15 protein-coding genes are annotated in these 15,249 nt (G+C 56.0%); 1 reads left to right on the top strand and 14 read right to left on the bottom strand.

The window, feature by feature from the left end; translation table 11 throughout:
- Positions 1–7: 7 nt before the first annotated feature.
- From Q0844_RS19975 to Q0844_RS19910, 14 genes are all read right to left on the bottom strand, one after another.
- Positions 8–439, bottom strand: coding sequence for a VOC family protein (locus Q0844_RS19975; protein WP_299048803.1), 432 nt, complete (start codon positions 437–439; stop codon positions 8–10).
- Positions 439–1,269 (bottom strand): SDR family NAD(P)-dependent oxidoreductase, encoded by an 831-nt coding sequence (locus Q0844_RS19970; RefSeq protein WP_299048801.1) that lies wholly within the window; start codon positions 1,267–1,269, stop codon positions 439–441. The genes Q0844_RS19975 and Q0844_RS19970 overlap by 1 nt, the downstream gene beginning before the upstream one ends.
- A gap of 26 nt (positions 1,270–1,295) precedes the next feature.
- Positions 1,296–2,567, bottom strand: coding sequence for an ABC transporter substrate-binding protein (locus Q0844_RS19965; RefSeq protein ID WP_299048799.1), 1,272 nt, complete (start codon positions 2,565–2,567; stop codon positions 1,296–1,298).
- A gap of 382 nt (positions 2,568–2,949) precedes the next feature.
- Positions 2,950–4,707: an FAD-dependent monooxygenase gene (locus Q0844_RS19960; protein ID WP_299048796.1), complete on the bottom strand. Its 1,758-nt coding sequence runs from the start codon at positions 4,705–4,707 to the stop codon at positions 2,950–2,952.
- A gap of 2 nt (positions 4,708–4,709) precedes the next feature.
- Entirely contained in the window at positions 4,710–5,765 is a 1,056-nt protein-coding gene (locus tag Q0844_RS19955) for a branched-chain amino acid ABC transporter permease (protein ID WP_299048793.1), read from the bottom strand.
- A complete protein-coding gene (locus Q0844_RS19950; RefSeq protein ID WP_299048790.1) occupies positions 5,765–6,628 on the bottom strand; it encodes a branched-chain amino acid ABC transporter permease in 864 nt (287 codons plus the stop codon). The genes Q0844_RS19955 and Q0844_RS19950 overlap by 1 nt, the downstream gene beginning before the upstream one ends.
- Entirely contained in the window at positions 6,625–7,332 is a 708-nt protein-coding gene (locus tag Q0844_RS19945; RefSeq protein ID WP_299048788.1) for an ABC transporter ATP-binding protein, read from the bottom strand. Before Q0844_RS19945 ends, Q0844_RS19950 begins: the two co-directional genes overlap by 4 nt.
- Positions 7,332–8,048, bottom strand: coding sequence for an ABC transporter ATP-binding protein (locus Q0844_RS19940; RefSeq protein ID WP_299048786.1), 717 nt, complete (start codon positions 8,046–8,048; stop codon positions 7,332–7,334). Before Q0844_RS19940 ends, Q0844_RS19945 begins: the two co-directional genes overlap by 1 nt.
- Positions 8,049–8,094: 46 nt before the next feature.
- A complete protein-coding gene (locus Q0844_RS19935; RefSeq protein WP_299048784.1) occupies positions 8,095–9,369 on the bottom strand; it encodes an ABC transporter substrate-binding protein in 1,275 nt (424 codons plus the stop codon).
- Positions 9,370–9,411: 42 nt separating this feature from the next.
- Complete coding sequence (pcaF, locus tag Q0844_RS19930; RefSeq protein ID WP_299048876.1) at positions 9,412–10,614, bottom strand: 3-oxoadipyl-CoA thiolase; 1,203 nt, start codon at positions 10,612–10,614, stop codon at positions 9,412–9,414.
- Positions 10,615–10,616: 2 nt separating this feature from the next.
- Positions 10,617–11,672 (bottom strand): maleylacetate reductase, encoded by a 1,056-nt coding sequence (locus Q0844_RS19925; RefSeq protein ID WP_299048781.1) that lies wholly within the window; start codon positions 11,670–11,672, stop codon positions 10,617–10,619.
- 7 nt (positions 11,673–11,679) lie between these two features.
- Positions 11,680–12,486: a CoA-transferase gene (locus Q0844_RS19920; RefSeq protein WP_299657957.1), complete on the bottom strand. Its 807-nt coding sequence runs from the start codon at positions 12,484–12,486 to the stop codon at positions 11,680–11,682.
- Positions 12,483–13,346, bottom strand: coding sequence for a CoA-transferase (locus Q0844_RS19915; RefSeq protein WP_299048775.1), 864 nt, complete (start codon positions 13,344–13,346; stop codon positions 12,483–12,485). Before Q0844_RS19915 ends, Q0844_RS19920 begins: the two co-directional genes overlap by 4 nt.
- A 7-nt stretch (positions 13,347–13,353) precedes the next feature.
- Complete coding sequence (locus Q0844_RS19910) at positions 13,354–14,004, bottom strand: malonic semialdehyde reductase (RefSeq protein ID WP_299048772.1); 651 nt, start codon at positions 14,002–14,004, stop codon at positions 13,354–13,356.
- Between the two features lie 172 nt (positions 14,005–14,176).
- On the opposite strand from Q0844_RS19910, the gene Q0844_RS19905 reads away from it, so the two are divergent.
- Positions 14,177–15,223 (top strand): C4-dicarboxylate TRAP transporter substrate-binding protein, encoded by a 1,047-nt coding sequence (locus Q0844_RS19905; protein WP_299048770.1) that lies wholly within the window; start codon positions 14,177–14,179, stop codon positions 15,221–15,223.
- Positions 15,224–15,249: the final 26 nt, after the last annotated feature.

Below are 15,249 nucleotides of genomic sequence, written 5' to 3'. Positions count from 1 at the left end.
GGGATGATCAGGTGCGGTTGAACACGTTAATCAGGTTACCATCAAAATCCCGGAACAGGGTCGACTTCAGGCCTTCGTCGTTCAAGGCCTGCTCGGCCCACAGGATGGTTACCTCGTGGCTACGCAGATGCTGTGTAAAGCCCGCGAGATCATCAACGTCAAATACGATGGCCTTGTAGCCCGCGAAACCGACATGCGCAGGTGGGTCGACCAACAACTCCGGCACTGTTTCCACAGATTTCGGGTTGACCAGTTCGAGCGACAGGCCGGGTCGACTGATAAAGGCTATGTTGGCTTCGATCGGTTCGAAATAGGTTTCCGAAACCAGCTCAAATCCCAGCACATCTCCATACCATTTTACGGCTGTCTTAATGTCTTTGACAGCAATGGCGATATTGTTGAAAGCGAGGTCGAAATCGGTAATTGAAGACTGTCCCATCACACAAACCACGCATTCGAGACGCCGCCATCCACAACAATGGACGCACCGTTAACCATTCTTGACGCATCGCTGCACAGCCAGAGACAAGCCTCGGCAATATCGACTGGATCGGCCAGTTGGCGCATGGGGTTTTGTTCGACCAACACAGCTTCAAAGTCGGTCGGAACGACTTGCCGCATCATATCGGTTTTGACGTTGCCCGGCAGAACGGAATTAACCCGCACACCCTGGGGCCCAAGTTCGAGTGCTGCATTATAGGACAGGCTGACCACGGATGCCTTGGACGTGCCATAGGCCGTCATGCCGGGTTGGCCAATGATGCCCATGATGCTGGCGATGTTGACGATACTGCCCGGGCGTTTCGCGTTTGTCAGGTGCCTTGCCTGAGCGCGCATGGCCAGCCACATGCCCTTGGCATTCACATTAGTGACTGTGTCGTATTCGGCTTCCTCCATGTCCAACATGGCCGGGACCGAGCCGATGATGCCAGCAGTGTTGACGAAAATACTGAGGTCACTCAGTATCTTGCCCGCTTCGGCAAGCGCATTGGTTACGCTTTCCGAATTGCTGACGTCGATCTGAACCGCATCGGACTTTCGCCCAAGCGCCTTGATTCTATCTGATACGGCTTGAGCGCCGTCCAATTTCAAATCGGCAACGACGACGTCTGCCCCTTCGGCTGCGAACAGTTCTGCTGTTGCAGCGCCAATGCCTTGTGCCCCACCGATGATCAGGGCCTGTTTTCCTTGCAAACGAGCCATTGCGCGTTCCTTTCCTGTGAACTTGCGGTCTGAAATGATTTCTGTTTGGGAACGTGCGGCGGACATTCGTTCGCGCCGCCGCATGACTGTGATTAGATCGGCAGAGCCTCTCCAGTCACCGGGATTTCCGGATTGACGATATTGCTGACAATTACCGGCTCATAGGGGTGTGGTCCGTCCACCTGGCGCCATTGCCCGCCCGTCAATGGTGTCAGAGCAACGTTCTTGACCGGGCCTGCTGGAGTATCGATGCGACCGGCGATGGTTTCCATTTGCAATGTGGCTAACACATCGCGTGTGCCACTGCGCGTTCCGTCGCTGTCCCGCAAGCACCGTACCGCCGCTTCGAGCACCGCATGTATGGAACCCATTGTCTGGATCCACTGACGTTCCGTCGACTGCATATAGTCATCGGCGAATTCTCGGGCAGTTTGGCCCGTGATTGTCGAAGTAAACGGGAAATCTGGATGCCAGAACAAGTCGAATGAGTGATTGTTGCCCAAATCACCAAGGGCTTCGACACTGGCAGGAAAGACCAAGGCTTGACCCGTCGAGGCGACTTTTGCTTCAAAGCCCTGCTGCGCGGCCTGTGTCCAGAACGTGGTCCAATCCGGCGGCAGCGCCACACCTGTTACGATCTCGACCTCATTGGCTTTGAAATCTGAAATAATCTGACTGAAATCATCGGTCAGCGGCCGATAACGCCCTGGATCCGTCAGATTGAAGTTGCGGGCGGCAAGCGCGGGTGGAAACCCTGTTTCCGAATTTGCCCAGGCCAGCCCGTCGCCAGTGCTGGGCCACAGCGCGCCGACGTTGCCATTGGTGTCCACCTGCGACCATAGATCAGTAAACACATCGATGACCTGATCGATGCCCCAGAAGTGGTGGTAGGTCCAGTCGAACCCTTTCTCATCCGTCGCACCGCGGTCGTAATAGAAAGTCTGCCATGGCATTAATGTCGAAATACAAGGCACCTCATTCAATTCGCACTGATCAGCTACGGGATTGACCGTGTCCGGCGCCATGAATGTGACGATGATATCCACTTCTTCGTTCAGAATCAGGTCGCTGGTGACTTCGGATGCCCGGTTCGGGCTCGACTGGCTGTCTTTCACGACCAGTGAAATGGTGCGGATGCCGGACGCCGTCTCGATACCGGCAGAAAGGGTTTCCTGTACCCGGCCAAAAACATGGTCAATGCCGGTAATTGTTGGCGATAGGACGCCGGTCAACGGGGCGACGACTCCTATTTTGAGATCAGCACTTTGCGCCCTCAAATAAGTCGGCAAAGCAAAAGTTAACGGCGTGGCACCTATGGCGGTGACAAAAGCTCTTCGGCTCGGCCGAAGCAGAGTTCTGGACATTTTTTTCTCCTCCCAATGCTCATTTTGTAGTGAGCGCAACACAACTCTGTTCGAACAGAGGGGCAGCTGTCAATGTAAAAAAGTAATTTACTTTATTACAATATTGATCTCATTAAAATATTGATATATAATAGAAAAATTCTCCCACTAGAAATGAGATCGACCTTCGCACAGCTATTACTTGTTCGCATTCCGAACAAATGTCAGCTTTGGTCTCACCCCTCGCATGCGTGCGCAACGGGTCCGCGTTGGCATTCTGGTACAGTTCTCAAGATGCCTGTGTGGTCTGTGATACAAATTTTGAGTCAGACGCGGCATTTGCTCCGCGCCTGAGATGTGAATAGAGATACTGATTTGGAAACGACCCGCCTGAAGCTGGCAGTCATACTTGGCAAAGCACCCGCATCATAACGTCCCGTAAGGTCATTTCTGAGTTCTGCACCATGGTTCTTGCGCGGAAACAAACATGATGATCCGGACGTACAATCAAACAGCCATCGTCCTCGATTTCACAAAGTCGCGCCCAATCGCCTGTATGATCCTGAAAGTTGCGTTTCGGACCAATCATGAAACTCCGCAAATCGACTTTGGACTGTTGCGAGAAATCTTCTGCCGCATCGATCCAGGCGCCTCCCCCATTGCCGGTCAATAGGGTGAACCCACCTTTTCCACAGAGATCGAGAATGGAAACTTTTTGACCGGAGGCATCGAAAACCCAAGCGTGAGGGACTCGTGCGCCGGGAAAGGTCGTTTGCTGGTGATGAAGTTCAGGATCGGAACCAAGGGCAGGGCCTGCAGAGCCATCATGCAATATTGCAGAGGACGAGTACCGCTGGTTCATCTCAACACCGTGGGCGTCATACTCGTATCGCTTGTTCGCGATAGCTATCCTGAGGTCTGACCGCTGTTTGGCAGCTTCAACAGTATCCGCCGCTCGCTTGTCCATGTTTGCCTGCATTTCTGCGGGATCATTTGTCTCGGTCAGGCCAAGTGCAGCAAAGATCGGCCCATAGTCGCCGATCGATTTATTGGCGCGTGCCACAATCTGTTTTGCGACAGGTGCGCGTTCGTCTGTGTAGGTGTCGAGCAACCCTGAGCCAGCCGCTCCCTTCAAGACGGCGGCCAGTTTCCACGCAAGATTAAAGGAATCCTGAATAGAGGTGTTTGATCCAAGACCGTTTGTCGGAGGATGACGGTGAATGGCATCACCGACGCAGAACACACGTCCTTCTTGAAGGCGTGTTGCATGGACATCGTTGACGGTCCAATAGCTGACCTCTCTCAAATCGACGTCGAGATCGGGATCGCCGACAAGATCCCGAATGATTTTCTTGGCCTGGTCATCGGACAGGTCTGGTGGACCTTCGGCGATATCATAACCCCAGATCGCCAGCCATTCATTCCAAGGGCGCACCATTCGCACCACGCCTGCCCCAATACCACCAACATCAGAACCAGGCTGAATGACCCAATAAAGGACGGAAGGCCTGTGCGCGACAAACCGGGTTAGATCGGCCTTGAACAAGAAATTGATCGATCCCGATACCCCCATTTTGCCTTCCAAAGGAAGGTTCAAGTCTTCTGCGACCTTACTATTCGCCCCGTCAGCACCGACAAGATACTTGGACCGGACAGTAAATGTTTTGCCTGAAAGGCGATCTTCGATTGTTGTTGTGACGCCGTCTTCATCCTGAACATGCGACAGGTAGTTGCAGGACATGCGCGCCTGCGCACCACGCGCGCACGCGGTCTTGAACAACAGCGGCTCCATCAGGGTTTGCGGTAGATCGTTCATGAGCGACGGGCTGGACAACTGGTGTTCTGCCTTCGAAAGAGGATGTGTCCCCCATGCGGGCAGACGTCCTAGTTCTTCTCCTGCAAGCGACGAGCAAAACACGTTTTGGCCCATTAACTCTTGCTCAGTTGCGTGAATGTAGGCCTCCTCCTCAACATCATGGCCAAGGTCGCGAAGAACCTCCATTGTCCGTTGATTGGTGATGTGGGCCCGCGGGGAATTCGCAAGCCAGCGGTAACGGTTGATGACAAGCGTTTCGACGCCTTGCGTGGCCAGCAGCGCAGCCAAGGAAGAACCCGCAGGTCCGGTCCCGATGATAAGAACTTCTGTTTGGATATCTGCCATGATTACTCCTCCGATGTCTCAAGGCCGAGCCCGTGCAAACGACGTTGAACGGGAAAGATGTGGAGTCCTGTACGCTCTGACAGCAGCCCCCAAAGGCCGCGCGGCGCAACGAGCATGATGACAATCGCAAGCAGCCCAAGGCTGAGGAGATACCAACTGCCGAAATCTGCCAAAAGCGATTGCAGGACAACGAAAATCAGGACGCCAAGGATTGGGCCTTCGATAGTACCAATGCCCCCGATGACCACGATAAAGATCACGTAGGCCGTCCAGTCGGTGACGCTGAAGGCTGCATCGGGGCTGATGCGGGCCTTTTGCATATAGATAAGCCCACCTGCGAGACCCGTGCCAAAAGCAGAGGTCAGGAACACGACCCATTTCATGCGCGCGGCATCCACACCCACCGATTTGGCGGCCTCGATGTTGTCGCGTACAGCGGCAAGTGCTAGGCCTCGGCGGGTCCGTAACAGCCAGTATATCCCCGCGATCGTAGCGACCGCGAGGGCAAGTGCCAGCCAATAGGCCAATACATCCCGCGCGGCCGAGGTTTTGATATTCAGCAGCGCCTTGATGCCGTCGACAAACCACATGTTACCGGTCGCATCGCGCGGCAATGACGTGCCTGTCCCGCCGCCAAGGACCTTCCATTGCGCCACCAGCAGACGAACAACCTCAGCGATGACCCAGGTGCCGATGGCGAAATATGCGCCGTTCAAACGGAAGGCGAAGAAGGCCGTGGGCACCGCAATGACAAGCGCTCCGAGACCGGAACAGAGGGTTGCCGCCACCGGATCCACACCTCCAAGGATCACCACACCAAACAGCGTATAGGCACCCATGCCAACAAAGGCTTGCTGGCCGATGCTGACTAGGCCGCCGTAGCCGGCCAACAGGTTCCACAACTGCGCCAGAACCAGCATCGTAAGGATCGTGAACATGTCCTGGATCAGACCGCGACCTGCAAAAAAGGGCAGCAAGATCAAGCAAAACAGGATGGCAGCCCCTAGCGCCGTCGAGACACCAGAGATAGTAGTGCGGGTTTGCACGAAATAGGTCATCAGTCATTTGCCCTTGGAAAGAGTCCACGCGGGCGGATCAAGAGAACCACGAGGAACGCGATATGCCCTGCCAGGATCTGCCATTCGGGGTTGATTGCGGCACCGACTGTTTGGGCGACACCAATGATGATCCCTCCGATCAGCGTCCCCCAAAGTGATCCAAGCCCGCCGATGATCACAGCCTCGAAGGCATAGATCAGGCGCGCGGGGCCGATGTTCGGATCAAAGTTGGACCGCAGGCCAAGATAGAGCGCCGCAATCGTGACGATGATCATCGCAATGCCGGTCGCAACGGCGAAAACCTGGTTTGGTTTGATGCCCATCAGGCTTGCCGTCACCGGATCATCGGAAGTGGCGCGGAAGGCGCGGCCGAGCGACGTACGGTAGAAGATCTGATTCAAACAGATAATCACCAATATCGCCGAGGCGAAGGTCAAGAGCGGCATAACACCAAGCGCGATTGACCCGATCTGAACGGATGCTGTGGTTAGCATATCGGTAGGAAGCCGCTGACTGTCGGCTGAGAAGCCCTCGAGCAGGGCGTTCTGCAAAACGACGGAAAGACCGAAGGTCACCAACAGAGGCGGTAGGATGTCATCGCCCAGCGTCCGGTTCAGCAGATGTTTTTGGAGCCCCCACCCAAGCGCAAACATCAAAGGCATTGCAACCAGCACAGCGATGAATGGGGAAAGGCCCAATAGCGTGACCAAGACAAGGATTAGATAGGCCCCCATCACGATCAGATCGCCATGCGCCAAGTTGACCAGCCGCATTATTCCAAAAACCAAGCTGAGCCCGGCCGCAAACAATGCATAGAGCCCGCCCAAAAGTATGCCTTGTGCGATTGTATCGACCCAAATCATGCTACTGCTCCAAAGTAGGCATCATGAATGGCGTCTCGGCTCAGACTGGCCGGCGTTCCCGACAGCGTGACCTGCCCTTCCATCATGCAATAGACCCGGTCAGCCACTGCCATGGCTTGCCCGATGTCCTGTTCAACTACGATCAGCGAGGCACCGGCAGCCTTGATCGCGGGCACTGCTTTGTAGATGTCCTTGATCACTACGGGGGCGAGGCCAAGACTGATTTCATCACACAAAAGAACACGAGGGTTGCTCATCAGCGCGCGTCCAATTGCCACCATTTGTTGCTGGCCGCCGGATAAGGCAGTGCCCGGATTTGTCCGCTTGGCGCGCAAGATTGGGAAAAGATTGTAAACCGTATCCAGGGTCCAATGCCCTTCGCCCTTGCGACCATAGGCACCGATCAGCAAGTTTTCTTCTACACTGAGTGAAGGGAATAGCCTGCGCCCTTCGGGCACCATGGCCAGGCCTTTAGCCATGATCTCATCGGCGGGTCGATCACCAATTGCCGCTCCGTCAAATTTTATGGCTTGCGCGGCATTCCTGAGCACACCGGAGATTGACCGCATAAGCGTCGTTTTACCCGCTCCGTTGGCACCGATGATCGCAACAACCTCGGCCTCGTTCAGCGTGATATCCACCCCGAAGAGCGCTTGAAAATCACCGTAGTGGGCAATCAGTTCATCCGTTTGCAACAGGGCCATCAGACTTCAATCCCCAGATAGATTTCCTGAACCTGCTTGCTGGCCATGATTTCGTCTGGATCGCCGATACCAATGACCCTGCCAAAGTCCAGAACCAGCAATCGTTCGACGACTGAAGTCAGTGCGTGCAGGACATGCTCTATCCAGATGATCGTCACGCCCTGGCCGTGGATGTCCTTGATGGTGGCAATCAGGGCCTGACATTCACCCTCGGTCAGGCCGCCTGCGATCTCGTCGAGCAACAACAACTTGGGTTGCGTGGCCATCGCGCGCGACAGCTCAAGGCGCTTGCGTTCCAACAGAGACAGGTGAGACGCGGGCGTATTGGCCCGTTCGATCAATTCGGTGCGTTTCAGAATGTCGACGCAGTCTTCAAGCACGGTGGTCTCAGAAAGGTTGCGGCCATGCGTGGCGGCGACGACAAGGTTTTCATAAACCGTGAGGGTCCCGAAAGGCTGTGGGATCTGGAAAGACCGGCCAATTCCCGTCAGACAACGTTCCATCGCGGAAACGTTTGTTACATCGCGGCCTTCGAAATGAACGCTGCCCGCGTTGGCGCGCAAATTGCCTGTGATCAAGTTAAACAACGTCGACTTGCCCGCGCCATTTGGCCCGATAATGCCCAAGGCCTGCCCGGCCGGCACATCAAAGCTGACATCATCCGAGACGGTCAGCGCACCAAAGGACTTGGACACGTTCTTAAGCGATAAAATCATGGCTGTTTCCCTCGAGGGGCGGGCCGAAACCCGCCCTGACCGTTGGTCAAACGATTGCTTCCATTGTTCCTGCGGTCGGGATGTCGGTATGGTCCGAGTTGTCCACGATCACCAACTCATAGGAGCCATCATTCTGGAGCCGCCACTGTCCACCCACGAGGGGTGTTTTGGCCACATTCTGTGCCGCAAAGGGCGGCAGGCCTGCACCATCGAATGCGATACGCCCGACGACCGATTTCAATTCGGTGGAGGCGATAGCGGAGGCCACTTTGTCGACATTACCGCTATCATCAACTCGAGCCATGACGTCTGAAGCCATCTCGAAGAGAGCATGGACAAATCCAATTGGCTGCGTCCACGGTCGCCCCGTCGCCGCCATGTAGTCCGCGGCAACACCTGCGGCAGTCTGCCCAGTAAGAGATGAATCGAACGGATGGAACGGTGACCACCAAACTTCGGAACTCAGATTGTGGCCTTGATCGCCTAGCGCCTCAACTGCTTGTGGAAACAAGATAGCTTTGCCAATGCTAGCCGCCTTTGGCGTGTAGCCTTGTTGCTTGGCTTGCGTCCAAAATGTGGTGAAGTCCGGTGGGATCGGTACGCCGGTAATGATTTCGCAGTTCGCGGCCTTGAATGCATTGATTTGCGCACTGAAGTCGTCGGTTAGGTTCTGATAGCGGCCGGTATCGGTCAGTTGGTAACCTTGTGCTTCAAGCACCGGCGGAAAGCCTAGATTAGGGTCGCCCCATGCATTGCCATCTCCGTCGTTTGGGAAAATCGCCCCGACGCTTTTGTTCGTCTCAAGTTGATTCCACATCGCGGTAAAGACGCTGATGACGTCCTCTAAACCCCAGAAAAAGTGAAAGCTGAAATCAAAGGGTCGCCATGATCCCGGATCGCCCGGGTTCCCCTGCTGCCCAATGAAATAGGGTTGCCAGGGTGCGAGGGTCGAGATGACGGGTATCTCCTCGGCTTCACAGGTTGTCGCGACGGGATTGGTAGTTTCTGGTGTCGAAGCAACAAGCATCATATCGATCCCGTCATCGATAATCAGCTCACGCGCCACCTCCGCAGCCCTGTTCGGATTGGACTGACTATCTTTGACGATCACTTCAAAATTTGCATCGGCGCCCGACGCCAAGAATGTGTCGATGACGAATTGGTCTGCCTCTGAAAACGCCGCGAGTGGTCCAGATTGAGGGCTGACATAGCCCAGCTTGATTTTCGCGCCCTGTGCCAGAGCCGGGGCTGCCAGTCCGCCAGCGGCCAAAGTTAGGCTTGAAGCCATACCGGACTTGATAATTTTGCGTCGTGTGAACATGATTTCCTCCCAGAATTCATTGTTGGTTGCTTTGGTTCGTTGTCAGACGCCCTCCAGCGCCATGGCGATCCCCTGCCCCACCCCGATGCACATCGTGGCAAGGCCAGTGCCGCCGCCGTTTGCCCTAAGTTCTAGTGCGAGTGTTCCCGCCAAGCGGGCGCCGGACATCCCCAACGGGTGTCCCAGTGCGATGGCACCTCCGTTTGGATTTACGTGACCCGCATCGTCGGAAAGGCCGAGGTTACGGAGCACCGCGAGCGCTTGGCTCGCGAATGCCTCGTTCAGTTCGACGAAGTCAAAGTCAGAAGGTTGCGTCCCAATTTGGTCGCACAGCTTCTTCGTCGCAGGTGCGGGACCAATACCCATCAGTCGCGGCTCCACACCGGCGGTAGCACCACCGACAATGCGGGCAATGGGTGCAAGACCATGAATACTCACGGCCTCTTGTGAGGCCAAAAGCAATGCCGCGGCACCATCGTTGACACCAGAAGCATTTCCAGCGGTTACCGACCCCCCAGTTCGGAACGGTGCCCGCAACCCTGAGAGCGTGTCGAGCGCGGTAGGCCTTGGATGCTCGTCGGTATCGACGATGCGCACATCACCTTTGCCACCTTTGACGCTGACCGGCACGATTTCCTTCGTCAGCCGACCGCTTTTTTGTGCGATTTCGACGCGCTGCTGCGACCTGAACGCAAACGCGTCTTGATCCTCGCGCGAAACGTTAAATGCCTCGGCTACATTCTCAGCTGTTTCCGGCATTGAATCCACGCCGTGCGCCGCCTGCATCTCAGGATTGACGAAACGCCATCCGATCGTCGTGTCGTATACTTCGGCATTGCGCGAAAACCCGGTCATTGCCTTCGGCATGACGAAGGGCGCGCGCGACATACTTTCGACCCCGCCAGCGATGGCTAAATCGTATGCACCCGTCTGTATCGACCGCGCCGCATACATGACGGCATCCAACCCGGACCCACACAGCCGATTGAGCGTGGTTCCTGGCACTGAAACCGGCAGGCCAGCCAGTAACAAAGACATGCGCGCGACGTTCCGGTTGTCGTCGCCAGCTTGATTTGCGCATCCCAGTACGACCTCGCCGATATGCGCAGATTCGATGTGCGGTGCCCGCTCCATCAGTGTTCTGATTGGAATGGCGGCCAAATCGTCGGCGCGGACCGCTGACAGCGCTCCGCCATAGCGACCAATAGGCGTCCGGATATAGTCGCAGATGAAGACGTCCTGCATCATCATCTCTCCGGACGATCGCCGTGCAGCGCGCGCGATAGAATGGATGTGATATCTTCTGCATCAAACGACCGCGGATTCCAGTAAGGGTTCTCCATGACTATGTCGGTTGCGCGGGGCACATCGGCGTCTGCAAATCCGAGCGCCGACAGGGCCAGAGGCGCATCAAGCTCCCTGGCTAGGTCATAAAGCGCCTGCCCCGGTTGTGTTCCACCCAACGCGCGGTTGACCGCAGCCAGCCGCCCATCGGATCCGTTAAAGGCTGCCGCGTGCGGGAGAATGACCGTGTGCGTGGCTGCGTGCGGTAAGTTGAAACTACCGCCAAGCACATGGCAAAGTTTGTGGTGAAGCGCCATGGAGACCTGTCCCAGGCAAGTCCCGCAGGCCCAGGCACCAAAGAATGCGTCACTGCGCGCGGCGAGATCATCTGGGGTCGTCTTCAGGGTTCTGAGGGCTTGACCAAAAGCGGCAATACCACGTTCCGCCAAGACTTCGACAACAGGATTGCGATCCTTTGCATAAAGCGCCTCGACCGCATGGGCCATTGCATTCATCGCTGACGTCACCGTCATCGGCCACGGCAAACTGAGTGTCAAATCCACGTCGTAAATGACCGAAGCGGGAAGAATGCGCGGATCGCGCCGCGTGACTTTCTTGCCATTGGCTGTTTCGCCTAGGATTGGGGTCATTTCCGACCCCGCATAACTTGTCGGGATTGCGATCTGATGCTTTCCAGTTCGCACTGAAAGGGCCTTTCCAAGACCGATTGTCGACCCGCCACCGATTGCCAAAATGCCATCCGCTTTCAGCGACTTCATCACCTCCATCGCGTTCTCGGTAACTTCTGTTGGCGTGTGCATCGCCGCTTTTGAGAATATGCCAGCGACCAATTGTCCTGCCGATTTGGCAACGGTCTCCGCCTGATCTGCCTGTTCGGGTGTCGAGAGAACCAAAAGGCGCTTTAACCCAAGGCGGCCGGCTTCCTCCGGTATTGCGGCGACAGTGCCTGAGCCGAAGATGACACGCGATTTTTGCGGCTCATATGTGAAAGCTTGCATTGGTCTGTCATTCCTTTTTTGCGCTGGCCGAGCGTGCGTGCAGGGCGCGCAGTGTCTCAATTTCGGTTTGTGAAGGTGTTGGCGTTGTCACGACTGTGGGCGCAAACTGCGGGGTCCAGCCGACGCTTGCCGCCACATCATCACGCGCGACGCCGGGATGCAGGGACATCACGGTGAACTCAGCGTGCGCAGCCTCAAACGCCGGATCGATGACATTTCGCCCCACAAGGTCGCGCATTTCCCAGATCGCAAGATCGGTGACCAACTTAGTCGGCCCCTGCGTGTGCACACCATAGGCGGCACGGCTTTCGCCCGGCTTGCCCTGTCCAAGGCTGGTCAGAAAGTCGATCTTGTCGACGAAGGTACGCTTGGATTGCTCCGCAATGATAAAGACCTGTTTGGCCTGCGTTGCGATTTCGGGGGCGCCACCGCCGCCGGGAAGGCGGACCTTGGGCGCGTCATAGCTCCCAATCACGGTTGTGTTCAGATTGCCCCGTCGGTCCAGTTGCGCTGCACCCAGAAACCCGATGGATATACGGCCACCCTGCAGCCAATAGTGAAACATTTCCGGGACAGAGACTGTTGTTAGCGCCGTATCGTGCAATTCACCATCGCCAATTGACAGCGGCAATCGGTCAGGTCGTGTAGCTATCGTTCCCGACTCGTAGATCAACGTGATGTCGGGCGCATGGGTCAGGCGCGCGAGATTACAGGCTGCGGAAGGCGCGCCTATGCCAACAAAACAAACATCGTTGTTAGTCAAAAGCCGTGCGGCGGCGATCGTCATGTATTCTTTTGGTGAGACGCCCGTCATGTCGTGGCCCCTGCGGTCAGGTGCGACGTGTTTTTCGCTACAGGCGTCTGCAGTACATTGGCGTCGATCCAAGCCGTGAAACGGTCACGGTCCGCCGAGATATTGCTCCATTCGAGGTAAAAATCATTGTCGCGGGGGTAGAACCCCGTGGCATAGCTAGGCGTGGCACCGCCGGGCACATGACAAACGGCGGCAATACTCCAGTTTGGAAGGACGCATGCGTTGCTGGAAAGCTCAGAATACTCCCGCAGATCGTCGACCACCTCTTCGACGGTGACGATTGCAGTCTTGGCCGCAAGGACCGCTTCTTTCTGAACACCGACGATACCGTCGATCATGACATTTCCTGCGCGGTCAGCGCGTTGGGCATGAATAATGGTGACGTCCGGTCGGAGTGACGGGACACAAGCCAAGCGTTCGTTTGTGAACGGACACATCACAAAGCAGATGTTGGAGTTGACGGTCACAAGATCAGTGCCACGATAACCGCGAAAGGTTGCACTCGGCATGTTTGACGCCCCCGCATGGTAGGCGTTTGCCATCGCGGCGTGGCTATGTTCCTCTAGCGCGAGCGTGTTTGGCCAGCCATTCTCGACAGCGTCGCGAACCCTGTGCAGAAGACCCGCACCAGGATTGCCCGCATATGAAAACACGAGCTTTTTGGCCGCGCCTACGCCGACGAGCTGGTCGTAAATAATGTCTGGCGTCATCCTGATCAGGGTCAGTTCACGAATGCCCTGACGAATGATCTCGTGCCCGGCCTCGAAGGGGATCAGATGTGTGAACCCTTCGAGCGCAACGGACATGCTATCCTTCACGTGCGTTTGGATGGCTTCGGCAAGTGGTACGAGCTTTGGCATGGGATTTTCAGATGATCTTGGCGACGTCGTCAAACGGCAAGCGGGGCAGCCGTCGGAACAGCTTTTCTTCGTCCCCGTAACCAAGATTGCACAAAAAATTGGTCTTCCAAGTCGTGCCCGACAAGAAAGCCTCGTCGACGGCGGCGGGGTTAAAGCCGGACATCGGCCCAGTATCCAGACCCAGTGCGCGGGCAGCGATCAGGAAATACGCCCCCTGCATGGACCCGTTGCGAAAGGCGTTTCCAGCCGCCATCTCCGGGTTCCCGGCGAACATGTCGCGCGCGTTGGGGTTGGGTGGAAACACTGCGGGAAGCTGTTCATAGAATTCGGTGTCGAAGGCAATGATCGCAGTGACCGGCGCGGACATCATCTTCGCTTGGTTAGGTTCCATCAGCGCAGGACGCAGTTTTTCTTTCGCGTCAGCACTTCGAACAAAGACGAAGCGCCCCGGCTGTTGGTTCATGCTCGTCGGACCCCATTTTGCGAGGTCGTAGAGCTCTTTTAGAGTGTCATCGCTCACATCGCGGTCTTGAAATCCATAATGCGTTCTACCGTCCCGTAACAGCAGGTCCAGCGTGGCCGGATCCGCCGTCAAAATGCGCTCTCTCAGGTCGCGTACATCGTTGCGCGCCTGCGCGTCCAGCTTATCGGTATCCATTTGTCTTTCCTCACTTTTGTTCGATAATCGAACATTTTAATCTGCCGAACTTTTGGGCAGGTTCAGCAGTTTTGCTATTTTTGTAGTAATCGTTCTTGACGGACGATTCTTTTTTTGTCAACATCATTACATAAACAAATAATCGTTCGTATATCGAACAAGGGAGGAAACAATGTTACTTAAAACCGCTTTGGCGGCGACCATCGCCGTGTCTGCTCAAACTGCGTTCGCAGAGACATTCAATCTGACAATGGGATCCAGCCATCCAACGGTCGTTCCTTGGGTCGGCGTGCTGTCTGAACACGTTGTCGGGCAGACGAACGCACGGCTCGAAGCAATGGGATCAGAAGATCGTGTCGAGTGGACCGAAAGCTACGGCGGCGCATTATTCGGGTTTCAAGACACGCTCGAGGCAGTTGAAGATGGCCTTGTAGATGCAGGTTGGGTCGGTGCGGGTCTGTGGGAAGAATCCAAGATGCCGCTGCAAACGATTACCTACTACGCACCCTTCGTCATTGATGACCAACCGACTTTGATGGCGATCATGAATGATCTCAACGAAAACACCCCAGCTATGGCGCAGTCTTGGGAGGATCGCGGCCAGGTTTTTCTTGGCGCATCAGGCGTTGAAACATACCACTTGCTGACGACCTTTCCCGTAGACTCTCTGGCTGACCTCGAAGGCCGCAAGATCCTGGCACCGGGGCCATCGGGGAATTGGATGTCGGCCATCGGTGCCGTCCCAGTCAACGGTGCTTTGCCTACATATTACAACTCGCTTCAGACTGGGGTTGCCGACGGAGTAATCTCCATCATCACAGGGACCTACCCCAACAAGATTCACGAGGTCGCGCCCTATGTGACGCTCGTCGGTGTTGGTGCTCAATATACCGGGGGCCTTTCGTTCAACCGGGATTCCTGGGATGGCCTGTCGGAAGATGTGCAGAGTGTTTTGCGCGAACTTGGAGCTGAGTACGCGATCCTGCACGCCGAACAGGTTCAGGGACGCTACGACCAGTTCCTTCAGGCAATGCGTGATGATCCGGACGTGACCGTTTCGGAGATGTCCGCCGAGGACCGCCAACAATGGATCAGAAGCCTGCCGGACTTGGCAGGCGACTGGGCTGCACGTCACTCCGCAGGCCCGGAAGTGCTGGCAGCCTATATGGCGGCCGTTCGCGCCGCCGGAGTCGAGCCAGGCCGCAACTGGGACCAGTAGCGCGGCCTTCCTCGGCCCCGCAGTAA

It is taken from the genome of uncultured Tateyamaria sp., assembly GCF_947503465.1.
Taxonomy (GTDB): domain Bacteria; phylum Pseudomonadota; class Alphaproteobacteria; order Rhodobacterales; family Rhodobacteraceae; genus Tateyamaria.
This window is presented reverse-complemented; position numbering and strand designations above follow the sequence as displayed.